17 protein-coding genes and 1 pseudogene are annotated in these 23,070 nt (G+C 75.1%); 10 read left to right on the top strand and 8 right to left on the bottom strand.

All coding sequences use genetic code 11. The features are described 5' to 3' along the window. The 3 genes from ABT006_RS03210 (at position 1) to ABT006_RS03200 (ending at position 5,052) form a co-directional block, all read left to right on the top strand. On the top strand, positions 1-2,868 hold the full coding sequence (locus ABT006_RS03210) for a hypothetical protein (RefSeq protein ID WP_350702374.1): 2,868 nt from the start codon (positions 1-3) through the stop codon (positions 2,866-2,868). 108 nt (positions 2,869-2,976) lie between these two features. Further along, complete coding sequence (locus tag ABT006_RS03205) at positions 2,977-3,597, top strand: TetR/AcrR family transcriptional regulator (RefSeq protein ID WP_350702372.1); 621 nt, start codon at positions 2,977-2,979, stop codon at positions 3,595-3,597. Between the two features lie 87 nt (positions 3,598-3,684). Continuing rightward, positions 3,685-5,052: an acetyl-CoA carboxylase biotin carboxylase subunit gene (locus tag ABT006_RS03200; protein ID WP_350702370.1), complete on the top strand. Its 1,368-nt coding sequence runs from the start codon at positions 3,685-3,687 to the stop codon at positions 5,050-5,052. 90 nt (positions 5,053-5,142) lie between these two features. Here the strand turns inward: ABT006_RS03200 and ABT006_RS03195 are convergent, their stop codons facing one another. From ABT006_RS03195 to ABT006_RS03170, 6 genes are all read right to left on the bottom strand, one after another. After that, positions 5,143-6,324, bottom strand: coding sequence for an ABC transporter permease (locus tag ABT006_RS03195; protein WP_350702716.1), 1,182 nt, complete (start codon positions 6,322-6,324; stop codon positions 5,143-5,145). A 68-nt stretch (positions 6,325-6,392) separates the two neighbouring features. Continuing rightward, positions 6,393-7,088, bottom strand: coding sequence for an ABC transporter ATP-binding protein (locus tag ABT006_RS03190; protein ID WP_350702368.1), 696 nt, complete (start codon positions 7,086-7,088; stop codon positions 6,393-6,395). Beyond that, entirely contained in the window at positions 7,085-8,203 is a 1,119-nt protein-coding gene (locus tag ABT006_RS03185; protein WP_350702366.1) for a peptidoglycan-binding protein, read from the bottom strand. The genes ABT006_RS03190 and ABT006_RS03185 overlap by 4 nt, the downstream gene beginning before the upstream one ends. Further along, complete coding sequence (locus ABT006_RS03180; protein ID WP_350702364.1) at positions 8,200-8,823, bottom strand: hypothetical protein; 624 nt, start codon at positions 8,821-8,823, stop codon at positions 8,200-8,202. Before ABT006_RS03180 ends, ABT006_RS03185 begins: the two co-directional genes overlap by 4 nt. 64 nt (positions 8,824-8,887) lie before the next feature. Then, positions 8,888-10,132: a hypothetical protein gene (locus tag ABT006_RS03175; RefSeq protein WP_350702362.1), complete on the bottom strand. Its 1,245-nt coding sequence runs from the start codon at positions 10,130-10,132 to the stop codon at positions 8,888-8,890. After that, positions 10,129-10,665, bottom strand: coding sequence for a SigE family RNA polymerase sigma factor (locus ABT006_RS03170; RefSeq protein WP_350702361.1), 537 nt, complete (start codon positions 10,663-10,665; stop codon positions 10,129-10,131). Before ABT006_RS03170 ends, ABT006_RS03175 begins: the two co-directional genes overlap by 4 nt. 207 nt (positions 10,666-10,872) lie before the next feature. Here ABT006_RS03170 and ABT006_RS03165 point away from each other — a divergent pair, with 207 nt between their 5' ends. The 4 genes and pseudogenes from ABT006_RS03165 to ABT006_RS03150 form a co-directional block, all read left to right on the top strand. Beyond that, positions 10,873-11,793, top strand: a complete 921-nt coding sequence (locus ABT006_RS03165) for a hydroxymethylglutaryl-CoA lyase (protein WP_350702359.1) — start codon at positions 10,873-10,875, stop codon at positions 11,791-11,793. 209 nt (positions 11,794-12,002) lie between these two features. Further along, positions 12,003-13,535, top strand: coding sequence for an acyl-CoA carboxylase subunit beta (locus ABT006_RS03160; RefSeq protein WP_350702357.1), 1,533 nt, complete (start codon positions 12,003-12,005; stop codon positions 13,533-13,535). 100 nt (positions 13,536-13,635) lie between these two features. After that, complete coding sequence (locus ABT006_RS03155) at positions 13,636-14,790, top strand: acyl-CoA dehydrogenase family protein (RefSeq protein WP_350702355.1); 1,155 nt, start codon at positions 13,636-13,638, stop codon at positions 14,788-14,790. Positions 14,791-15,036: 246 nt separating this feature from the next. After that, positions 15,037-17,320, top strand: a pseudogene (locus tag ABT006_RS03150) (ATP-binding protein); the annotation flags it as partial. Positions 17,321-17,943: 623 nt separating this feature from the next. Here the strand turns inward: ABT006_RS03150 and ABT006_RS03145 are convergent. Then, positions 17,944-18,453 carry a MarR family winged helix-turn-helix transcriptional regulator gene (locus tag ABT006_RS03145; protein ID WP_350702351.1) on the bottom strand — a complete coding sequence of 170 codons (510 nt, stop codon included), beginning with the start codon at positions 18,451-18,453 and terminating at the stop codon, positions 17,944-17,946. Positions 18,454-18,556: 103 nt separating this feature from the next. On the opposite strand from ABT006_RS03145, the gene ABT006_RS03140 reads away from it, so the two are divergent. Beyond that, positions 18,557-19,138, top strand: coding sequence for a YceI family protein (locus tag ABT006_RS03140; RefSeq protein WP_350702350.1), 582 nt, complete (start codon positions 18,557-18,559; stop codon positions 19,136-19,138). A gap of 304 nt (positions 19,139-19,442) precedes the next feature. After that, positions 19,443-20,921, top strand: coding sequence for a glutamate-cysteine ligase family protein (locus tag ABT006_RS03135; RefSeq protein ID WP_350702348.1), 1,479 nt, complete (start codon positions 19,443-19,445; stop codon positions 20,919-20,921). Positions 20,922-20,999: 78 nt separating this feature from the next. Here the strand turns inward: ABT006_RS03135 and ABT006_RS03130 are convergent, their stop codons facing one another. Continuing rightward, positions 21,000-22,238: a hypothetical protein gene (locus tag ABT006_RS03130; RefSeq protein WP_350702346.1), complete on the bottom strand. Its 1,239-nt coding sequence runs from the start codon at positions 22,236-22,238 to the stop codon at positions 21,000-21,002. Positions 22,239-22,361: 123 nt separating this feature from the next. Between ABT006_RS03130 and ABT006_RS03125 the strand changes: the two genes are divergently transcribed. Next, complete coding sequence (locus ABT006_RS03125; RefSeq protein ID WP_350702344.1) at positions 22,362-23,042, top strand: PASTA domain-containing protein; 681 nt, start codon at positions 22,362-22,364, stop codon at positions 23,040-23,042. The last annotated feature ends 28 nt before the right edge of the window (positions 23,043-23,070 follow it).

The following is a 23,070-nucleotide window of genomic DNA, read 5'->3' as shown; positions in this document are numbered from 1 at the left end:
GTGAGCACCGAAGACGAGGACCTGTGGCGGGTGCTCCGCGAGGTCGGCAACATGCCGTACGGCGCGGGGCAGATCGCCGCCATCGAGCAGCTGCTGCGCCGGGTGGACGCCGGCGACGACCGGGAGCTGGCCTTCGTGACCCGGATGCAGGCCACCACCGCGTACGTCTACGGCGGTGAGCCGGCCAAGTCCTTCGTCACCTTCTCGTGGTGCCTGGCCGAGTTCGACCGCGACCCGCAGCCCTACCACCCGCGCTACGCCCACCAGCTGCTCTGGCACGTCAAGTACATGGTCACCGGCCTGCTCCGGTTCCCCGAGGTGCCGCTGGACCGCACCTACGCGGTGCTCGACGACATGGAGCGCCGCTACCGGGAAGGCGGCCACAGCCTCCAGGCCGTCCACAAGCACCGGTTCCTGGTCGCGGACCACCTGGGCGACGCCGACGCGGCCGCGCACTGGTACCGGCTCTGGCAGACCACCCCCCGCGACGAGCTGTCCGACTGCGCCGGCTGCGACCCGACGACGCAGGTGCAGTACCTCGCCGACACCGGCCGGCACGCCGAGGCGGTCGCGCTGGCGGAGCCGGTCCTCGCCGGCCGGCTGAGCTGCACCGAGCAGCCGCAGGCCATCCTCACCGCGCTGCTGGTGCCGTACCTGCGCACGGAGCGCGGGGAGGAGGCGCGCGACGCCCACCGGGAGGCGTACCGCCGGCTGCGGGGCAACCTCTCGGACCTGTGGGACATCGGCAACCACGTCGAGTTCTGCACGTTGACCGGGAACGACGCCCGCGCGGTGGAGATCGTCGAGCGGCACCTGGACTGGCTGGACCGGGCGCCCTCGCCGGCCGCCGCCATGCACTTCGCCGCGGCCGGCGCCGCCGCGCTGCGCCGGGCCGGCGAGCTGACCGTCTACCGGCGGGCGGCCGGCGACCGGCCGGCCGGGGAGATCACGGCGTCCGCGCTCGCCGCCGAGCTGACCGGCACCGCGACCGCGCTGGCCGCCCGGTTCGACGCCCGCAACGGCACCTCGTACCAGTCCGAGTGGGTGGCCCGTCGGCTCGCCGCCGAGCCGACGGGTGCGCACCTGCCGCTCTCGGCCAGCCTGCGCCGTCGGCCCGTCCGGCCGGCGACGGCCGGTCCGGCCGGCGCGGCCGACCGCGCCCCGGCACCGGGTGCCGCAGCCGCCACCAGCGTCCCGGTGCCGGTCGGCGCCAGCGCCGACGAGTTGCTGGACTTCGCCGAGGAGCGGCTGCGCCGCCACGACCGCGAGGCGTTCCGGGCCGCGCTGGCCGCCTGGGACGACCGGTTCGGCGCCGGGGAACTCCCGGCGGGGACGGCGGCCCACCGGTTGGAGTTGCGTGCCGCCGAGCTGGGCGACGAGGACGCGCCGGCCACGGTCGAGGCCCACCGGGCGGCGATCACGGCGTACCGGGAGCTGGGTGACGAGGTGCGGGCGCAGGTCGTCGCCGGGCGGCTCGGCGTGCTGCTGGCCATGGCCGACGAGAGCGCGGACGAGGGGCTGGAGCTGGTCCGGGCGTCCGCCGACACGCTGGACCGGCGGGGCGACGACCGGCAGCGGGTCGCCGGGCTGGACCGGGTCGCGCTGGCGCTCATGCACCGGGAGCGCTGGGCGGAGGCGCTCGACGCCCTCGACCGGGTGCCGGCCGAGGCGGGCGGCGATCCGTGGCTGGCCGCCCGGATCGCGCTGCACCGGGCCCACACGCTCGAACAGCTCGGCCGGGAGGCGGACGCCCGGGCCGCCGCGCACCGGGCCCGTGACCTCGGCCGTGACCTCGGTCTCGGCGACGTCGTCACCGCCGCCTGCCTGGCGTACGCCCGGACGGCCGACGATCCGGCCGAGGCGGTCGACGCCTGCGACGAGGCGCTGCGGGTGGCGCCGACGGAGGCGTGGCTGCCGGTCCGGGTCGCCCGGGCGCGGGCGCTGATGACCGCCGGCCGGGCCGCCGACGCGGTGGACGACTTCGCCGAGGCGGTGACCCTCTGCGTCGAGCGGGGCGCGGAGGGGGACGCCTTCCTGCGCTGGGAGTTGGCGAACGCGTACCGGGTCGCGGGCCGGTTGGGCGAGGCGGCCGAGGTCGCGGAGGAGGCGGTGCTCGGGCTCGACCGGCTCGGCGCGCAGGCCGAGGCGGACCGGTGCCGGCACCTGCTGGCCGGCGTCTACGAGGGGCTGGGCGAGATCGACCCGGCGCTCGCCCTGCTCGACCAGCTCGCCGAGAACCTGGACGGACCGGACAACCTCCCGCACCGGGCGCAGGTGCTGGAGGAGGCCGGCGGAATTCTCTACGGCGCCGACCGGGACGCGCTGGCGGCGGGGCGGTTCGCGGCGGCGGCGACCGCGTACCGGCAGGCCGACCTGCCGCTCGACGAGCTCCGGGCCCGCCGCCGGCAGGCGTACGCGGAGTTCTGGGCGGGCGACGAGGCGACGGCCCTGCGCACCGTCGAGCTGCTGGACACGATGGCGGCGGGGCTGGCCGGCCAGCCCGACGAGCCGCCGCCGGTGACGTACGAGCTGGCCCTGGCGGCCGAGGTCGGGGCGCGGGTGCTGACCGCGGAGGGACGGGAGGCCGAGGCGTACGACCGGCTGGTCGGGGTGCCCACCCGGCTCCGGTCGATCGAGGCGTTCGGCGAGGCCGCGCAGGTGGAGGTCTTCACCGGCGAGCTGCTGCTGCGGCTGGAACGGCCGGCCGAGGCGGAGCGGCTGCTGCGCGAGGTGCTCGGCGGCCTGCCGGCCGGATCCCGCCCGGTGCAGCAGGCCGCCTGGCTGCTGGCCCGGGCGTTGGACCTGCTGGATCGCCCGGCCGAGGCCGCCGCCCTGCGGGCCGAGTACGACCTCGACCCCGAGCACTGACGGTCGCGCCGTCCGGGCCGGGTTTCCCCAGGTGCCCCGGCCCGGACGGAGGCGACCGGTGGGTAACCGAGCCTCCACGCCGCCCGCGACTCGGTCTACGCTTGCCCGGTGACGGTCGAGCAGCAGGCACGCAGGGCGAGCGGCACCGCGGGGTCGGGCCGGCGTCGGTCCCGCAAGGACGAGATCCTGGAGATCGCGGTCGGCCTCTTCGCCTCCCGTGGCTACCATGGCGTCTCGATGGACGACATCGGCGCGGCCGCGGGGGTCACCGGCCCGGCGCTCTACCACCACTTCGCCGGCAAGGAGGCGATGCTGGTCGCCGCGCTGATCCCGGTCAGCGAGGAGCTGCTCGCCGGCGGTCAGCAACGCTCCGCCGGCCACCCCGACGACCCGCGCGGCGCGCTGGAGTCGCTGATCGACTTCCACGTCGAGTTCGCGCTGGCCAACCCGGCGGTGATCGCCCTGCACCTGCACGAGCTGGACCGTCTCCCCGACGAGCCCCGCCGCCGGATCCGCCGGCTCCAGCGGCTCTACGTCGAGCAGTGGGTGACCGTGCTGACCGCGCTGCACCCGGGCATGCCCGACGGCGAGGCGCGGGTGCTGGCCCACGCCGCGTTCGGCCTGATGAACTCGACGCCGTTCCTCGGCGGCGAGGTGGACCGGCGCCGCCGGGCCGAGCTGCTGCGCGCGGCCACCCTGGCCGCCCTGCTGGCCCACCTCGAACGGTGACCCCGGGCGTCCCGGGGGCGACTCGTCAGTAACCGGGCGGCCGTGGTTACCTGGCACCCGTCCCGATCCCGGATGCTGGGAGGAAACATGATCGAGTCGCTGCTGGTCGCCAACCGGGGCGAGATCGCCCGCCGGATCATCCGTACCGCCAGGCGGCTCGGCGTCCGCGCGATCGCGGTGCACTCCGAGGCCGACGCCGGCCTGCCGTTCGTGGCCGAGGCCGACGAGGCGGTGTGCGTGGGCCCGGCGAACCCGGCCCAGAGCTACCGCAACGTTGAGGCCATCCTCGCCGCCGCCAAGTCGACCGGCGCGCAGGCCATCCACCCCGGCTACGGCTTCCTGTCGGAGAACGCCGACTTCGCCCGTACGGTCGAATCGAGCGGGCTGATCTGGGTCGGGCCCGGCGCGGACGCGATCACCGCGATGGGCGACAAGATCAACGCCCGGAACCTGATGGCGGCGGCCGGGGTGCCGGTCGCGCCCGGCACCACCGACCCGGCGGCCGATCTGGACGCGGCCGTGGCCGCGGCGGCGGAGATCGGCTACCCGGTGATGGTCAAGGCCGCGGCCGGCGGCGGCGGCATGGGCATGGGCGTGGCGAACGACGAGGCCGCGCTCCGCACGGAGTACGACAAGGTGCGCTCGTTCGCCGAGCGGATGTTCGGCGACGGCTCGGTGCTGATCGAGCGCTACTTCCCCCGGGTACGCCACGTCGAGGTGCAGATCCTCGGCCTGGCCGACGGCCGGGTGGTGGCCCTCGGCGAGCGGGAGTGCTCGGTGCAGCGGCGCAACCAGAAGCTGGTCGAGGAGTCGCCGTCGCCGGCGGTCTCGCCCGAGCTGCGGGAGCGCTTCCTGGCCGCCGCCGTACGCGCCGGCGAGGCGGTCGGCTACCGCAACGCGGGCACGGTGGAGTGCCTGCTGGTCCCGCGTGAGCGGGGCCTCACGGGCGATGGCCCCGCGTCCGAGGAGTTCTTCTTCCTGGAGATGAACACGCGGCTCCAGGTCGAGCACCCGGTCACCGAGCTGGTCTACGGCGTCGACCTGGTCGAGGAGCAGTTGCGGGTGGCCGCCGGACTGGCGCCGACCTTCGACCCGGACGCGCTCGCCCCGCGCGGGCACGCCATCGAGCTGCGGATCAACGCCGAGGACCCGAAGCGCTTCCTGCCCGGCCCCGGCGTGATCACCGCGTGGACGGAGCCGACCGGCGACGGCGTCCGCGTCGACTCGGGCTACGTCGCCGGCAACACGGTCACCCCGTTCTACGACAGCCTGATGGCGAAGCTGATCGTCAGCGGCGCCACCCGCGCCGAGGCGATCGAGCGGGCCCGCGCCGCGGTGGCCGCCTTCGAGCTGACCGGCCCGAAGTGCAACCTGCCCTTCTTCGCCGAGCTGCTGGAGAACGACGAGTTCCTCTCCGGCGACTACGACACCGGCATCGTCTCCCGCATGCGCTGACCGCGTCCGGCGCCGGGGAACCCGGTCGATCGTGAGGTTGGTGGTGCGTCCCCTCCCGGATCGCACCGCCAACCTCATGATCGTGCTCCGTCAGGGACCGGCCAGGGCCGTGGTGGGTGGGAGCCGGCTGGCGCGGATCGCCGGGTAGAGACCGGCGGCCGTACCGACCAGCACCGTCGCGCCGAGGCCGCCGGCCATCGCCCAGGCCGGCACCACCGTGGGCCACTGCCGGCTGTACGCGTACAGCGCGGTGATCCCCGCCCCGAGCAGGGTGCCGCCGATCCCACCGAGGACGGAGAGCAGCAGCGCCTCGGCGAGGAACTGGACGCGGATCTGGCCCCGGGTGGCGCCCAGTGCCCGCCGTAGCCCCACCTCCGCCCGCCGTTGCAGGACGGAGATGACCATCGTGTTGGCGATGCCGACGCCGCCGACCAGGAGCGCGACGGCACCCAGCCCGAGCAGCAGCCCGTTCAGCGCGGTGTCGGTGGCCTGCCGGGCGGCCAGCGCGTCCGAGGGGCGGGACACGACCACCTCCTCCGGTGCCGGCGGGTTCGCGGTCCGTCCCAGCACCGCGCGCACCGCCGCGACCTGGCTCTCCGTGGTGCGGACGTAGACCCGGGTCGGCCGGCCGTCGAACTGGAGATAGGACCTCGCCGCCGGCCAGCCCACCAGTGCGGCCGAGTCCAGTTCCTCGGCCAGCGGCACGGGCGCGAGCACGCCGACCACGGTGAACCACTCGCCGCCCAGCCACACCCGGAGCCCGACCCTCGGCACGTCGAGCCGCCGCGCCGCGGTGGCGCCCAGGACGACCGTCGGGTACTCCGCGGTCGCGGCGGTGAACCAGGAACCGGAGTCGACCGTCGCGCCGACCGTGTCGAGCAGTTCCCGCTGCGCGGCGAACACCGCGATGCTGCCCGTCTGGCCGGGCGGCACCCGGTCGGTGCGGTAGACGGCCCGGTCGAGGGCACCCGTCGCGCCGACCGACTCCACCGGTCCGATCCGGGCGATCATGCCCACCGACTGCTCGGGCAGGACGGCCTTCTCCCCGGCCCGGGTCTTCCCTGGCGTCACGGTGAGCAGGTTGGTGCCGAGCCGGTCCAGGGTCCGGTCCAGCTCGGCCCGGCTGGAGGTGGAGATGCCGACCACGGCCAGCATCGCGGCGATGCCGATGGCGATGCCCAGGGCGGTGAGCGTGACCCGCAGCGGGTGGGTCCGAAGCCCGACGGAGCCCACCCGCGCGATGTCGGCCGGGGAGAGTCGACCCGGCCGCAGCTTCCCGGGCCCACCCGCACCGGCGGTCGGCGGGCTGGTGCCGCGCGTCCCGACGCCGGCGCGCCCGGTCACGCCGGCACCGCCGGTGTCCGGCCCGAATCGTGCACGACCCGACCGTCCCGCAGCACGACCCGGCGCGGCAGGCCGGCCGCGACCTGCTGGTCATGGGTGATGACCACGACGGTGGTGCCCTGCTCGTGCAGGCCGTGCAGCAGCGCCAGCACCGATGTGCCGGAGGCGGAGTCGAGGTTGCCGGTCGGCTCGTCGGCGAGCAGCACGGCCGGTTCCCCGACCACCGCCCGGGCGACGGCCACCCGCTGCCGCTCGCCCCCGGACAGCTCGTGCGGCCGGTGGTGGAGCCGGTGGCCGAGACCGACCCGCCGCAGCGCGGCCTCGGCGCGCCGCCGTCGCTGCCGCAGCGGTACGCCCGCGTAGAGCAACCCGTCGGCCACGTTGTCCAGCACCGGCATCCCGGCGGCCAGGTGGAACTGCTGGAACACGAAGCCGATCCGGGTGCCGCGCAGGGCGGACAGTTGCCGGTCGGTGAGAGTCGAGACGTCGTGCCGGTCGATCCGCACCGAGCCGGACGACGGCCGGTCGAGCGTGCCGATCAGGTGCAGCATGGTCGACTTGCCCGAGCCGGACGGACCGACGACGGCGACCAGTTCGCCGTACCCGATGCGCAGGTCGACCTCGCGCAGCGCGGTCACCCCGCCCGGATAGGTCCGGGAGACGCCCGTCAGTTCGATGACGTACCCGCTCATCCCGGCACCCCCACCAGCAGCCCCTCGGCCAGGCCATCGCCCTGCACCTCGACCCGTCCCTCGGCGAACAGCCCCGCCCGCACCGGCAGGATCCGGGTGCCGCCGGGCCCGGTGACCTCGACGCCGTAGCCGCCCTCGGCAAGGGCGAGCAGCGCGTCGACCGGAACGGTGAGCACCTTCTCGCGCTGCTGCGCGACGTACCGGACGTCGACCGGTGTGTCGGTCAGCCCGCCCAGCGCCCGCTGGTCGGCGACGGCGATGGTGACCTGGACGGTGGCCGAGCCGGTGCCGGGCCGCTCCGGATCGGCCGGCCCCTGACCGCCGGCCGGCGCGGTCGGCGGGGCCACCGTCCCGACCTTCCCGGCGATCGAGACGCCGGTCGGCAGGGTCACGGTGACCCTGGTGCCCTTCTTCGCCCAGGCCGCCTCGCCGGTGCCCGCGGACACCGTCACGACCCGGGTGCTGCCGGTGTACGCCAACACGGTGCCGGTCGCGCTCGCGCCGACGGGCACCAGATGCTGGGAGACGCGGAGCGCGCCGGGGGCGTAGACCACCCGCTCCCGGTCCACCGTGCCGGTGTCCGGTATCCCGAGGTCGTCCTGCCACCGTTTCACCGCGGCGGTGGTGCTCGCGGAGAAGGTGTCGTCGACGGTGAAGCCGCCGTACCCGAGGGCCGCGAGGTTGCGTTCGAACTGCCGCACGTCCGAGCCGCGCACACCGACGGTCAGCGGCCGGTACATCGGCAGGGCACCGTACAGCAGCACCACCGGTTGCTCGTCGGCGCGCAGCAGGGCCTCGCCCCGCCGGACCGTGGCCCCCACCTCGGGTAGCCAGGTCACCGTGCCGGCGGCGAGCGAGGCGAGCGGGGTGGCCGCGCCGTAGCCGAGTTCGCCGGCCAGCGCCACGGACCGGACCAGGGTCTGCCGGGTGATCGGGGCGGTGGCGGCGGGTCCGGTGCGGGCCGGCGTCGGGGTGTCGCCGTGGCCACCCAGGCCGAGGGTCGCCGCGCCGGCCAGCGCGAGCGTCACCAACACGAGACCGGCGCCGGCCGCGGCCCGGAGCCGCCGCCGTGGTCGGCGGCGGCTCACCTCGGTCGGGTCCATCGGGTCGCTCACCCGCGGCCGGTGGCGTTCGGGTCGGGCGTGGTCGACGGTTGACCGTGGAGCACCGGCTCACAGATCTGGCCGGCCCGGTACTGGGCCGCCGCCTGCTGCTCGCTGACCGTGGGGCCGCCGCCGTTGTCGTTGTCCTGCGGCCAGTAGCCGTCCGGGCCCGGGTCGGGGAAGTCCGCGACCCCGTTCTCGCGCATGCACCTGGCGTACCCACGCCGGTGCCCGACCTCCTCCGCGGTCAGCGCCGGCGGCTTCTCCTCCAACTCGTCCGGGATCGGCACGCTGTACTTCGCGCAGGTCTTCTGGGCCTCCGTCCACTTCGGGTCGCCCTTCTTCGGGACCCCGGGCGCCCGCAGGTCGACCCTGCCCCGGGGATCCGGGTCCGGCACCTGAAAGCCCCGCTCGCGCAGGCAGGCGACCCACTGCCGCTGCGCCTCCACGTACTCGGCGACGACTCCGGTGGCGGCCGCCGACGTCGACGGCGGGGTGCCCGGGCCGCCCGCGGTGGCGACCGCCGGCGGCTGGTCCTCCGCGCCGCAGGCGGCGAGCGCGACGACCAACGCGGTGGCCCCGAGGCCGACGAACCACGACCGTCGACGGCGGGATGGCATGGAACGGATCACCTGTTTTCCTATCTTTCAGGGCGGAAGAGGGGTGCAGTGGGTCGCCCCTCTGGGGGTGTGGGTGCTAGCGGCGGGTCACCGGCGACCAGCGCCAGCCGTCGGTGGAGCCGTACAGGGTGCCGTCGGCGTCGTCGGAGGCGTAGAACCAGCCGTCCGGCGTACGGCGGACCGGTCCGGCGGTGGTCGGCAGGCCCACGAGTTCGACCGCCTGGTACGCGCCGTCCCGGGCCGCCCAGTAGCGGCGGGCGTCGGCGTTCCGGCCGTTCACGAGCTGGAACAGCACGTGGGTGCCGTCGGCGGTCACGAACGACCCTTTCGTGGCCGGCTCGTCCGGCAGGTGGGCGTCGGTGAGCCGCTGCCACCGTTCGCCGGTGCCGTCGGTGCGGTAGACGGCCCGGGCATCGCCGCCGGTGGTCGCGGCGTACGTCGTCGCCGTCCCGGTCACCGCCAGCAGCGGCGCCTCGCACCTCTCCTCCGGGCAGGCCGGCGCGTCGGCGAAGACGTGGGTGGACCAACTGCGGCCGGCGTCCGCGCTCGTCGAGACGGCGGGACGGCCCGTCGCCGGGTCGGTGCCCGCGACCCGGAGGCGACCAGCCGACTTCTCGACCCGCAGCTCGTCCGTCCACATCGTCAGCGGCGGCTGCTCGGCCAGTGGCGCCACCGTGCGGGTCGCCGGATCCACGGCGTGCAGGGTGCACGGCGTTCCGACCTGCGGCGACCAGCAGATCGGTGCGCCACCGGCCGGCACCGCATCGGCGGTACCGGCGGACCGGGCGGCGGCCCAGGTGCGACCGCCGTCGAGGCTGGCCAGCAGGGTCCGGTCGGCGCCTGGCCGGTTGCGGGGCACGGCCGCGACGAGGGTGTCGGGACCGATCACCGCCAGCGCGCTGACGGTGATCGGCGTACCCCGGTCGCTCCAGGTCCGGCCGCCGTCCGTGGAGCCCACCAGGGCGACGGTCTGCTTCTGCTGGCACGGTCCGCCGGTGCACGTCGACAGGGACAGGTACAGGTGGTTGCGGTCGACGGCACCGGACCACTGGATTCGCCGTCCGGACGCCGGATCGGGGTCCCCGGTCGGGGCGGTCCGGCCGGCGGCGGGTGGCCCGTCGACCGGCGCAGGTACCGGCGCCAGCAGGTTCACGGCGGCGACGGCGACCACGGTGAGGGCGGTGGCCCCGGCCACGGTCGTCGCCGCGAGCCGTCGACGGTGCCGGCGTCGGCCGGCGTCGTACACCTCGTCCGCCGTCAGCCGGCTCGGCCGCGCCGACGAGCCCGCGGCATCCTCGAAGAGCTCACGCAGTCCGGTCATGGCCTTCCCTCCATGGCGCAGGCGAGGCTCGGAACGGCGTCGCCGAGGAGTTGGCGGAGCGTCGCGAGGCCGCGCGCCGTCTGGCTCTTGACCGTGCCCTCGGAACACTTCAGCGCCGCGGCCGTCTCGGCCACGTCGAGCCCCTGGTAGAACCGGCAGATCAGGGTCACCCGCTGGCGCGGTGGCACCTGCCGCAGCGCCTGGGCGAACGCCACCCGGCGGGCCGCCGCCTCGGCGTCGTCGTCGGGACCGGCCACGTCGGGCGGCTCGGCGACGGTCCGCTCGCGGCGCCGCCACACCCGCCGGCTCTCCGACAGGTACGCCCGGATCAGGCAGGTGCGCACGTACGCGTCCACCGCCTGCGGGTCCCGGATCCGGTGCCAGTTCGCGGCGAGCCGGATGAAGGCGGCCTGCGCCAGATCCTCCGCCCAGTGCCAGTCGCCGCACATCAGGTAGGCGGTACGCCGCACCAGCTCACGCCGGGCCGCGAAGTACTCGCTGAACCGGCGCCGCTCCTCGTCCTCGTCGCGCATCCCGCTCCCTTCACCGATAGGTGCTCAGCGGGGGGCCGACCGGTTGCACGGGTGGCCGAAGTATTTCCGACGGCCGTCGGCGACGACGGTAGACCGACCATCGGGCGGCTCCCGGCGCGTACGGTGCGCCCCCTCGCGGGGAGCGGTGTGCGGGTGGGAGGCTGGACGAACCCACCACTGCACCACGTCACAGTGAGGTGACCCCTTATGACGGAACTGCCAGGCTCCGTGTCGATCCGGGAGGTCGGGCCGCGCGACGGGCTCCAGAACGAGGACCCGATCCCGACCGACGCCAAGGTGCGGCTGCTCGACGCCCTCTCGGGCACGGGCGTGCGGCGGATCGAGGCGGTCTCGTTCGTGCACCCGAAGGCGATCCCGCAGATGGCCGACGCCGACGAGGTGTGGCAGCGGGCCGCGAAGGCCGACGGGGTGCGCTACTCCGCGCTGGTGCCGAACACCCGGGGCGCGCAGCGCGCCCTCGCCGCCGGGTTCACCGAGATCGAGGTGGTGGTCTCCGCCAGCGACACGCACAACCGGCGCAACGTCAACCGCTCCACGGAGGAGTCGCTGGACGACATCGCCGAGCTGATCGACCTGCTGCACGGCGCCGGCGCGCAGGCCGAGGTGATCATCGCGACCAGCTTCGGCTGCCCGTACGAGGGGGACACCGACCCGACCCGGGTGGCCGCCATCGTGGACCGGGTGGTCCGCGACGGCGCCGACCGCGTGGCGTTCGGCGACACCACCGGCATGGGTACGCCCCGCCGCGTCCGGGAGCTGCTGACCGCCGTACGCGACCGCAACGCCCAGATTCCCGTGCTGCTGCACTTCCACAACACCCGGGGCACCGCGCTGGCGAACATGCTCACCGCGCTGGAGCTGGGCGTGACCGAGTTCGACGCCAGCGTCGGCGGCCTCGGCGGCTGCCCGTACGCGCCGGGCGCCAGCGGCAACCTCGCCACGGAGGAGGCGGTGCACATGCTGCACGACATGGGCATCGACACCGGCATCGACCTGGCCGCCCTGATCGAGGTGGCGGAGCTGGCCGAGCGCCTTGTCGGCCGTCAGCTCCCCTCCGGCGTCCTCCGCGCCGGCCCCCGCACCCGCCTGACCCCCCACCCCGCCTGACCCCACCCCTCCTCCCCCACCCTCACCCGCCTGGCATAAGTCACGAATGCCGCAAAAACGGGGCCGAAAAGTGCAAGATCGCGGCGCGACGGGCCGGGGTGGGGTTGAGGGGTGTCGGGGGCGGGCCGATGCGCTAGCCTAACGATCGTTCAGGTCGGTTCGGTTGCCCACGAGGCGGCGGGCCACGGTGGCGGCGGTAGGGGGTCGGCGTGACGCTCGACGGTGAGGCTCTGGAGCAGCTGCGCAAGCGGGCCCGGGCCGGCGGTGCGGACAAGTACCACGCGGCGAACGCCGCCAAGGGCAAGCTCTTCGCCCGGGAGCGGGTCGCCCTCCTGGTGGACGAGGGCTCCTTCGTCGAGGACGGCCTCTACGCCAACGCGATGGCCGAGGGCCTGCCGGCCGACGGCGTGGTCACCGGCACCGCCACCATCGACGGCCGCCAGGTCTGCCTCATGGCGAACGACTCCACGGTCAAGGCCGGCAGCTGGGGCGCCCGGACCGTCGAGAAGATCATCCGGATCATCGAGCGGGCCTACTCCACCGGCGTGCCGATGGTCTACCTGGTCGACTCGGCCGGTGCCCGGATCACCGACCAGGTCGAGCTGTTCCCCGGCCGACGCGGCGCCGGGAAGATCTTCTGGAACCAGGTCCGCGCCTCCGGCTCGATCCCGCAGGTCTGCGCGCTGTTCGGGCCGAGCGCGGCCGGCGGGGCGTACATTCCGGCGTTCTGCGACGTGGTCGCGATGGTCGACGGCAACGCCAGCATGTACCTCGGCTCCGACCGGATGGTCGAGATGGTCACCGGGGAGAAGACCACCCTGGAGGCGATGGGCGGGGCCAAGGTCCACTGCGCCGAGTCGGGCGTCGGGCACTTCCTCTGCAAGACCGAGGCTGACGCGCTCGACGTGGTGAAGCGCTACCTGTCCTACCTCCCGGCCAACTGGACGCAGGCACCGCCGGCCGCCGAGGCGGTGCCGGCGCCGGAGAAGGCCGACCTCGCCGCGCTGGTGCCGGCGAGCGAGCGGCAGGCGTTCGACATGCGGCGGTACGTCAAGGGCCTGCTCGACGACGGCTCCTTCTTCGAGATCCAGGCGCTCTGGGCCAAGGAGCTGACCATCGGCTTCGGCCGGCTGAACGGCGAGGTCGTCGGCGTGGTCGGCAACAACTCCATGTTCAAGGGCGGGGTGCTCTTCGTCGACTCGGCCGACAAGGCGACCCGGTTCGTGCAGCTCTGCGACGCGTTCAACGTGCCGCTGCTCTTCCTCTCCGACGTGCCCGGGTTCATGGTCGGCAGCGCGGTGGAGAGGCAGGGCATCATCCGGCACGGCGCCAAGATGATCACCGCGATCTCCGAGGCCACCGTGCCGAAGATCTGCGTGGTGGTCCGCAAGGCGTACGGCGCCGGCCTGTACGCGATGGCCGGGCCCGGCTTCGAGCCGGACGCCACGATCGCGCTGCCCACCGCCAAGATCGCGGTGATGGGCGCCGAGGCGGCGGTCAACGCGGTCTACGCCAACAAGATCGCCGCGATCGCCGACGAGGCCGAGCGGGCCGCCTTCGTCGCCGCCAGGCGCGAGGAGTACGAGCGCGACATCGACATCGTCCGGCTCGCCAGCGAACTGGTGGTGGACGCGATCGTCGAGCCGCACGAGCTGCGCGCCGAGCTGACCCGCCGGTTCGCCGCCGCCCGTACCAAGGAGCGGCACTTCTCCCGGCGCCGGCACGGCGTCACCCCGGTCTGATCCCGCCGCCGGCCCCACCCGGCCGGCGCGGGACCGACCCGCACCAGCGACCCGTCCCGGCGTCACGAGCGCCCGGCGGCCCGTCACACAGGAGGAATCCATGGACTTCCGGCTCACCGAGGAGCAAGAGGCGCTGCGGGAGAGCGTGCGGGAATTCGCGCGCGAGGTGGTGGCCCCGGTCATCGCGGAGCACTACGAGAAGCACACCTTCCCGTACGAGGTGATCCGGCAGATGGGCAAGATGGGCCTGTTCGGGCTGCCCTTCGGCGAGGAGCACGGCGGCATGGGCGGCGACTACTTCGCGCTCTGCCTCGCCCTGGAGGAGCTGGCCCGGGTCGACTCCAGCGTGGCGATCACCCTGGAGGCGGCGGTGTCGCTGGGCGCGATGCCGATCTACCGCTTCGGCACCGAGGAGCAGAAGGCGCAGTGGCTGCCGAAGCTGCTCAGCGGCGAGGCGCTGGCCGGCTTCGGCCTCACGGAGCCCGGCTTCGGTTCGGACGCGGGCGGCACGCAGACGCGCGCGGTGCTCGACGAGGCCACGGGCGAGTGGGTGATCAACGGCTCGAAGGCGTTCATCACCAACTCGGGCACCGACATCACCGCCCTGGTCACCGTCACCGCGGTCACCGGCATCCGCCCGGACGGCGCCAAGGAGCTGTCCACCATCATCGTCCCCTCCGGCACCCCGGGCTTCAGCGTCGCGCCGGGCTACTCCAAGGTCGGCTGGACCGCCTCGGACACCCACGAGCTGACCTTCGACGACTGCCGGGTGCCGGCGGCCAACCTGCTCGGCGAGCGCGGCCGGGGCTTCGCCCAGTTCCTGCGCATCCTCGACGAGGGCCGGATCGCCATCGCCGCCCTGGCCGTGGGCCTCGCCCAGGGCTGCGTCGACGAGTCGATCAAGTACGCGAAGGAGCGCCAGGCGTTCGGCCAGCCGATCGGCAACTACCAGGCGATCCAGTTCAAGATCGCCGACATGGAGATGAAGGCGCACACGGCCCGGCTGGCCTACTACGACGCCGCCGCCCGGATGCTCGCCGGCGAGCCGTTCAAGCGGCAGGCCGCCATCGCCAAGCTGCACGCCAGCACCGTCGCCGTCGACAACGCCCGGGAGGCGACCCAGATCCACGGCGGCTACGGCTTCATGAACGAGTACCCGGTGGCGCGCTTCTGGCGTGACTCCAAGATCCTGGAGATCGGCGAGGGTACGTCCGAGGTGCAGCGCATGATCATCGCGCGCGACCTGGGCATGTGACGTCGCCGGGTCCGGCGGCGTCGGGCAGTCGAACCCCCGCCGTCGGGCCCGGCCCCCACGCTTCCGGCGACCGGCCCCGGCGGGCCCCGGCCCCGCGCCCCCGTCGACCGGCCCACGGCCGGACGCGGTCCCGCGCCACCGTCAACCGGCCCGCGGCCGGGCCCGCTGTCGGATATCCGCACGGCAGCGTCGGCAGGGCGACGCTCGGCTGCCGCCGGTCGCACCCCGTCCGTACTCTTCCTGCCCATGACTCCGGTGCATGATCGTTCGCGGCATCCGGGCGGTCCTACCGGTTTGCCGGAGCTGTTGCGCGGGCACCGGCTCGCCGCCGGCCTCACCCAGGCCGAGCTGGCGGCCCGGGCCGGCGTCGGTGTCCGCACCGTCCGTGACCTGGAGCGGGGCCGGTCGTCCCGGCCGCAGCGCACCACCGTCGAGCTGCTCGTCGGCGCGCTGGAGCTGACCGGTGCCGCCCGGTCGGCGTTCCTCGCCGCCGCCCGGGGGCAGGCGCCGGCCGCGCCGCCGGTCGCCCCGGTCGGCGCGCCGCCGGCCCGCCTCGACGCCGACCACCACGTCGGTACGCCGGTCGCGCTCCCGCTCCCGGTCGCGCTGATCGGCCGGGACACCGACCTCGCCGAGCTGGTCGGGCTGCTCACCGACGGGCGCGGTCCCCGGCTGGTGAGCCTGGTCGGGCTGGCCGGCGTCGGCAAGACCGCGCTCGCCCTGTCGGTGGCCCACGCGGTCGTCGACCAGTACCCCGGCGGGGCGGCCGGTGTGCTCATCGGCGAGGGCTCCGACGCCGCCGACGTGCTCGCCGCCTCCGTGGCCGTCTTCGGGGTCGGCCGGATGCCCGAGCTGGCCGCCCGACTCGACGGCCGGCCGGCGCTGCTGCTCGTGGACGCGGCCGAGCGGGCGCCCGATGCCGTCGCCGAGACGGTGCACCGGCTCGCCGGCGCGGTGCCGTCGCTGCGGGTGCTGGTCACCGGCCGGCACCCGGTGGGCCTGCCCGGGGAGCGGGTGTGGCCGGTCTCCCCGCTCGACGTACCCCCGCCGGGGAGCGAGCGGGCCGGCCCGTCGGCGCTGGCCGACTACCCCGCGGTGGCGCTGTTCACCGCCCGGCTCGCCCAGGTCCGCCGGGAGCCGCCCGGCCCGGCCGAGCTGCCCGCCCTGGCCGCGCTGGTACGCCGCCTCGGCGGCCTGCCGCTGGCCATCGAGCTGATGGCGGCCCGGGGCCGGATCCTCGACCTCAACGCGCTGCTCGACCGGTACGGGGACCGCGTCCTCGACCTGGCCACCTCGTCGGGGGCGGCCGAGCGTCCGGGCTGGGACACGGCGGAGCCGAGCCGCGTGGAGGGCCCCCGGGCGGCGGTGGCCGAGACGCTGCGGGACGCGGTGGCCACCAGCTACCGCCTCCTCGCCCCCGCCGAGCGGGCCGCGTTGCGCCGGCTCGCCGCCTTCGGCAACCGCTGGTCGGTCGAGCTGGCCGAGGAGGTGCTCGCCGACGACGCCGACCGGGACGGCACGGTCGCGGTGGACCCGGTTCCGCTGCTGGACCGGTTCCTGGAACTCGGCCTGCTGAGCGTCCGGGGCACCGGGCCGTTCCGGTTCCGCCTGCTCGACGCCGTACGGGACTTCGCCGCCGAGCAGGCCACCGGCGCCGGCGAGCTGACCGCGATCCGGCGTCGGCACGCCCGGGTCGTCGCGCGCCTGGTGGCCCGGACCGCGCCGGAGCTGGCGGGCACCGATCTGCCGGCCGCGGTGCACCGGCTGGACGAGGTGAGCGGCGACATCAGCTCCGCCCTGGCGCACGCCGCCGTCGACGACCCGTTGACGGCGCTCCGGTTGGCGGCGGCGCTGTCCCGGTGGTGGCGCTTCCGGGGGCGGGACGTCCCCGGCCGGCAGTGGCTGCGCCGGCTGCTGGCGGATCCGCGTACCGCCGACGCCGACCCGGTGCTGCGGGCCTGGGCGTCCCTGGGGGTGGCCCGGCTCGCCGCCGAGCACGGCGCCGGGGCCGAGGAGGTGCCGGCGGCGTTGGCGGCGCTGGCCGCGTTCCGGGACGCCGGCGACGTCACCGGGGAGGTGGAGGCACGGGCGGTGCTCTGCGCGCTGCTGGTCGCCGTCGGCCGACACGACGAGGCGCGGGAGCAGGCCGAGGCGGTGCTCGCGCTGGCCGGCCGGGGCGGCCGGGTCCGGGACATGGCGGTGGCGCAGAACAACCTCGCCTGGCACGACATCCGGGTCGGCGACCTCGCGGCGGCCCGCCGCCGGCTGGCAGCGGTCGACCGGCTCGCCGCCCAGTGCGGGGAGCAGTGGCTGCGGGTGCTCGCGCGGGCCAACCTCGCCGAGGTGTCCCGCCTGGAGGGCCGGTACGCCGACGCCGTCGACCAGGGCCGGCGGGTGCTGGCGGCGCTGGCCGACCTCGGCGACCCCGGCCACCGTCACCGGGTGCTCGGCACCGTGGGCCTGGCGCTGGCCCGGGACGGGCGCCCCACCGAGGCGGCCGAGGTGCTGGCCGCGCTGCGCCCGACCGCGACCCCGGTGTCGCCGCGTCTCGGGGAGGCCGGGTGGCCCGGGGGTGCCCGCCGGGCGCCGGTGCGCGGGACACGCCCCGAGGACGGGATCTGCGCGTTGATCGAGGGGAACCTGGCCCTGCGCCGGGGCGATCGCGAGCTGGCGGCGGAATGGTACGCCGCCGCCGCGGAGGCCGGCGCCGAGGGCCAGAACCGGCGCGACGTGGTGGAGGCGTTGGTGGGACTGGCCGCGAGCACGGCGGACCCCACCGTGCTGGACCGCCTCGACCGGGCCTGCCGACGCAGCGGCATCCGACTGCTGCCGCAGGAGGAGGAACTGCTCTACGCGCTGACGGCGGGCCGGCGCGGCGGCGGCCCCGCGACCACGTAGACCGGCCACGGCTGGCCGCGCCGTGGCCGGGAGTGGGTGTGCCCCGCGGAGCGGGCCGGGGGTGGCGCGGGCGACGAAGCCCCTCTTGCTACCCCTCGCTCGTCGCCCGCGCCGTCACCCCCCGGTGCGTCCCCACTGCCCGAAGACTAGCCACCGCGCGCTCGCGACTCCGTCCGGTTTGATCGACTATCTCCCGTGGGCGCGGCACTTCTGCCGCTCTTTCTGCCGGTGCCCGGTAGCGCCCTGATCGACCGGTCAGGCCGGGGCGGTCGCGCCGTCCCCGGTCGGGGCCGACTCGCTGCTCCCGGCGGTGGCGCCCGGGTGGACGGCGTCCCGCACCCGGCGCAGGCCGTCGAGCAGGGCGTCCAGCGCCGCCGGCTCGAGCTGGCCGGTGAACCACTGCTCGATGATCCGCAGGTGCCCGGGCATGGTCTCGTCGAGCCGCTGCATGCCGGCGGCCGTGACCACCGCGTACGAGCTGCGCCGGTCGGAGGGGCAGGCGCGCCGGGTGAGCAGGCCGTCGCGCTCCATCCGGTCGACCACCCGGGTGACCCCGCTCGTGGAGAGGGAGGTCTGCGCGGCCAGGTCGGTCATCCGCAGCTGGTTGCCCGGCGAGCGGGCGAGCCGGGTCAGCACCTCGAACTCGACGGGCGAGAGGCCGTGCTCCTCGAACTGGGCGGCGAACCGGGCCGACAGCCCGGCGTGCGCCTCGTAGAGCAGGCCGACGGCGGTGATCCGGGGATCGTCGAACGCGTTCTGGTTCACCTGTTCATCCTAGCAGTACTTGACACAAGGAATATTGCTGGCTCTATAGTTGCTGAAGCAGTCGTTGAGCAACTCAATCAAGCTTCCACGGAGGGCAGTTTCCATGACCAGCAGCACCGCACCGGTTACCCGCGACTGGGACGGCCTCACCATCCCGAGCGCCGGCACCTACGCGCTGGACGCGGCGCACAAGCGCGTGGGCTTCGTCGCCCGGCACATGATGGTCAGCAAGGTACGCGGTGAATTCGCGGACGCCTCCGCCACCATCACCGTCGCCGACGACCCGCTGCAGTCCTCGGTGACCGCGACCATCCAGGCCGCCAGCATCAACACCAACCAGGCCGACCGGGACGCGCACCTGCGCAGCCCGGAGTTCCTGGACGCCGAGGCGTTCCCGACGCTGGAGTACCGCAGCACCGGCGTCAAGTCCCGCGACGGCAACGAGTTCGTCCTCTCGGGCGAGCTGACGGTCAAGGGCGTCACCCGCCCGGTCGACCTGGAGGTCGAGTTCGAGGGCGTCGGCCGCAGCCCGTTCGGTCAGGACATCTTCGGCTTCTCCGCCTCGACCGAGATCGACCGCGAGGAGTTCGGCCTGACCTGGAACGTCGCCCTGGAGACCGGCGGCGTGCTGGTCGGCAAGAAGATCAAGATCGAGATCGAGGGCGAGGCCGTCCGCCAGGCCTGATCCGCCGTACCGCAGCCGGGCCCGCGCCGCACCACGGCGCGGGCCCGACGTGTGTCCACGGGCAAGAGCCCGGCCGGTGCGATTTGTCACGACTCATTCGCGGCCCGGTCCGCGTAGCGGCCCGTACGGGCTGGGTAGAGATGCCGCCGGGAGCGTGCTTGCCGGCCGGTTGCGGCCGTCCCGGCCGCTGGACAGCCGGGTTCCGCCTCTGGTCCCGGCGAGGTCGGCGCTCTTACCGTGATGGTTCACCACGCGCATTCCGGGCCCGGCGTGGTCCCGACTGCGCCTCGCGCCGGGAGGAAACATGGGCAGGGACGTCGAGCAGGGCGCCTTCTCCCGGGAGGACCGGGTCCGTTACCGGCAGAAGGTCCGGCGGTGCCTGGACGTCTTCGCCCTGATGCTGGACGACTTCGGCTTCGACGCCGACCGCCCCATGACCGGGCTGGAGATCGAGCTGAACCTGGTCGACTCGTCCGCCGAGCCGGCGATGCGCAACGACCAGATCCTCGCCGACATCGCCGACCCGCTCTTCCAGACCGAGCTGGGGCAGTTCAACCTGGAACTGAACGCGCCACCCCGGCTGATCGAGGGGTCGGGCTTCGCCGACTACGAGCGGGACCTGCGCAGCAGCCTCACCCGGGCCGACGAGCGGGCGACCCGGTCGGACGCGAAGATCGTCCTGGTCGGCATCCTGCCGACCCTCACCGAGCGGCACCTGGTGGTGGACAACCTCTCCACCAACGAGCGCTACCGGGTGCTCAACGACCAGATCGTCGGCGCTCGCGGCGAGGACATCGAACTCGACATCCGGGGTGTCGAGCGGTTGCAGACCCACACCGACTCGATCGCCCCCGAAGCCGCCTGCACCAGCCTCCAGTTCCACCTCCAGGTCGCTCCGGACAGCTTCGCCGACTACTGGAACGCCTCCCAGGCCATCGCCGGCGTGCAGGTGGCCGTGGGAGCGAACTCGCCGTTCCTCTACGGCCGGCAACTCTGGGCGGAGACCCGGATCGCCCTGTTCGAGCAGGCCACCGACACCCGGCCGGACGAGCTGAAGGCCCAGGGCGTACGCCCTCGGGTCTGGTTCGGGGAACGCTGGATCACCTCGATCTTCGACCTGTTCGAGGAGAACGTCCGCTACTTCCCGCCGCTGCTGCCGATCTGCGAGGACGAGGACCCGGTCGAGGTGCTGCACGGCGGCGGCGTACCGGAGCTGGGCGAGCTGCGCCTGCACAACGGCACCGTCTACCGGTGGAACCGGCCGGTCTACGACATCATGAACGGCCGCCCGCACCTGCGGGTAGAGAACCGGGTGCTGCCGGCCGGCCCGACCGTGGTCGACATGCTGGCCAACGCCGCCTTCTACTTCGGCCTGGCCCGGGGGCTGGCCGAGGCGGACCGGCCGATCTGGAGCCAGCTCACCTTCAGCTCGGCGGAGGAGAACTTCCACGCCGCCGCCCGGCGCGGCATGGACGCCGTCCTGCACTGGCCCCGCCTCGGCGAGGTGCCGGTGACCAAGCTGGTCCTGGACGTCCTGCTGCCCAAGGCCGCCGCCGGGCTGGACCGGTTCGGGGTGGCGCCGGCCGAACGCGACCGGCTGCTCGGCATCATCGAGCAGCGCTGCCGGACGGGCCGCAACGGCGCCGTCTGGCAGACCGAGGCGGTCTGGGCGGCCGAGCGGCACCGGGGCATGGACCGGGACGCCGCCCTGCACCACATGGTGCAGCGCTACGCCGAACTGCAACGCGGCAACGAGCCCGTGCACACCTGGCCGGTCGACTGACCGACCCGCCGTGGCGGGACCCGGGCGGCCCGGTGGTGGCACCGCTGCCCGGCACCCGTGAGGTCCGCCCGCACTCCCTCAGCGGGTGCGGTGGCCGGAGCGGGGACGGCCGCCGTCGGGCCCGCGATCCTCCGCGTCGGGGTCCAGGGACGCGACGGGCTGCCCGTCGGACGTCGGCACCGCCGGGTCCGCCCCGGAAGCCGGTGCGGCGGGTTCCCCGGTCGGCGCGGCCGGTTCCCCGGCCCGCTCCGGAACGTCGGACGTCGGGCGAGGGGCACCGGTGTCGACACGGGCCGGGGCGCCGTGCTCCTCCGACACCAGGTCACCGGGCACGACGGTCAGCTCGCCGGTGCGCTGCCGGGGCACCGCCACCGGGCCGCGCCCCGCGGCCCGCCGGGCGGCCCGCTGGGCGAGCGCGGCGACCAGGACGGAACCGCCGACCCCGACGATCACCGCGTACGGGGCGGTCAGGTGTGCCGACACCTGCTCCGGGCTGATCGCGGTCACCCTCGGCACCGCCAGGAAGTATGCGATCGCGACCAACAGGGGACCGGCAGCGCCCGAGGCGGCCGCCCCGACCCGCCGGTCGGCGTGCCGGGCGCTGCCCCGAGCGGCCAGGGCCCCGATCACCAGCGCGGAGCCGAGCGACAGCAGCGCCCCGGGCCAGTAGAAGTAGTCCCGGATCCAGAACCGTCCGTCGTCGGAGCTGAGCTGCCAGATGCCGAGTTGGGCGCTGGCCAGCCCGCGTCCGGCCAGCACCCCGTCGAGCACGGCGACCACGGCGAGCAGCCAGAGCCAGCCCACGGTGGCGATCACGTTGTTGGCGGCGGCCCGTGAGCGCAGGGCCCAGACGGCCGTCGACACCCCGACCAGGACGCCGACCGCCGCGTACGTGGCGGCGACGTTCCGGGGCGAGCCGGTGTCCGCCGCCACGGCCGTCCGCGCCGGCACGGCCACCAGCAGCACGGTGACCAGCGCGCCCACCCCGGCGGCCACGGCGAGCGCGACGTGCCGGAGGACGCTGCCGCCGGGCCCGGCGTCGGGCTCGACCGCCGTCGCGGCGTCGGGGGCGCCGCCGGGCACCGGGGCGCGGTCGCGCAGCCGCTGGGCGCACACCGCGCCGAAGACCGTCGAGGTGGCCGCGATCCAGGTGGCCCAGACGAGGCCGGCCACCCAGGCGGTCGCGCCGGCGGTGGCGTCCGCCGGTGCCCAGTTGATGATGCCCAGCCCGTAGCCGAAGCCCAGTTGGGCCGCGCCCGTGCCGGCAGCGACGCCGACCGCGACCGCGATCGATCCTCCCCAGCCACGTCTGGCCATGCCGGGGAGCGTAACGTCCCGTGCTCGGCGCGGCGAGTCGTCACGGTTCCGTCGGGGTGACCGCGGCCGCGTCGGGCTTGGCGGGGGCGGGTACGGTCGCCGGTGATCGAGGCGGTGGACGGCATGACGGACGGGTACACGGGCGAGGGCGCCGGCGCGCGGGACGACGCCGGGGCGGGCCGGACGACCACGCTGCTCGGCGGCGGGCTGGTCGTCGTGCTGCTCGCCGCCGTGGGCGCGACGGGTGGCTGGCTCCTGGCCGGCGAGAACGACGGACCCACCCCGCCGGACGCGGCGGCGGCCGCTGCGCCCACCGGCACCCGGAGCGCCGCCCACCCGACGCCGGGGCGGTCGACGTCGTCGCCGGCGCGGACGAGCGCGCCGACCCGCCCCGCCGGCCTGACGGTTCCCGAGGTGGTCGGGGAGGACTTCGCCGACGCCCGTGACGAGTTGCGTGAGCGGCGGCTGGGCTGGCGACTGGTCTTCCTGGGCGGCGCGGGGCGGACGGTGGAGCGCACCTCCCCGGCGGTCGGGACGCAGGTGCGGCCGGGGCGCACCGTGACGCTCTACGTGAGCGGTCCGGCCCCGGCCGCGACGGTGCCGGACGTGGTGGGCGACGACTGCGACGAGGCGGGGGACGACCTCGTCGACGAGGGCTTCTACCCGCAGTACGGTTCGGGCCGGACCGGCACGGTCACCCGCCAGGACCCGCCCGGCGACAGCACGGGCAGGTGGAACGACCAGGTGTCGATCTGGTGCGGTGCGGCACCGGCGGGCTCGGGCTCCGCCACCCCGACGCCGTGACGGAGCGTCCGGCACGCTGATCCCGGCC

This window comes from Micromonospora sp. NPDC002717, from assembly GCF_040295705.1.
GTDB lineage: Bacteria > Actinomycetota > Actinomycetes > Mycobacteriales > Micromonosporaceae > Micromonospora.
Note: the sequence above shows the minus strand (reverse complement) of the source record. Positions and strands in the feature narration are given on the sequence as shown.